Origin of the sequence: Neobacillus paridis (assembly GCF_016765675.1) — a bacterium.
Taxonomy (GTDB): Bacteria; Bacillota; Bacilli; order Bacillales; family Cytobacillaceae; genus Neobacillus; species Neobacillus paridis.
In genome coordinates, this window is sequence record NZ_JAESWB010000366.1 from 1 (window position 1) to 689 (window position 689).

Here is a 689-nt window from a genome sequence, read left to right on the forward strand (position 1 = left end):
CGCCACCGCCGACTACATGGGCATGCTGGCCACGGTGATGAATTCCCTGGCCCTGGCAGACGCGATGCGCCAGTTCGGCATGACCGCACGAGTGATGTCGGCCATCAGCATCGAGCAGGTCGTGGAGCCCTATGTGCGGCCCAAGGCGCTGCAGTATCTGGAAGAGGGCAAGGTGGTGATCTTCGCCGCCGGCACCGGCAATCCGTTCTTTACTACCGATACCGCCGCTGCGCTGCGCGGCTCGGAAATCGGCGCCGAGGTGGTGCTGAAGGCAACCAAGGTTGACGGCGTCTACAGCGCCGACCCGAACAAGGATGCTTCCGCCACCCGTTATGCGAGCATCAGCTTTGACGAGGCCATTTCCAAGCATTTGCAGGTGATGGACGCTACCGCCTTTGCGCTGTGCCNTTCCATCCTCAAGCCTGGCGCGCTGAGCCGCATCGTGATGGGCGAGGACGAGGGCACCCTGGTGCATGTTTAATACGACCAAACGAACTCCAACATTTGTGAATAACAGGAGAGCAGCATGACTGTCGCCGACGTCAAGAAAACCACCGAACAGAAGATGAACAAGTCGATCGAGACGCTCAAGGCCGATCTGGCCAAGGTGCGCACCGGCCGTGCCCACGCCGGCATCCTCGACCATGTGAAAGTGGATTACTACGGCAACCCCACTCAGCTGAGCCAGG

At 60.5% G+C, this 689-nt stretch carries 2 protein-coding genes; both read left to right on the top strand.

The genetic code is table 11. The annotated features are described in order from the left end of the window. Positions 1–64 precede the first annotated feature (64 nt). The gene (locus JK635_RS29220; protein WP_498043898.1) at positions 65–481 is read left to right on the top strand and encodes a uridine monophosphate kinase; all 417 of its coding nucleotides are present in this window, start codon (positions 65–67) and stop codon (positions 479–481) included. A gap of 84 nt (positions 482–565) precedes the next feature. Next, positions 566–689: ribosome recycling factor (locus tag JK635_RS29225; protein ID WP_498043899.1), on the top strand; the 124-nt coding region annotated here is incomplete at its 3' end.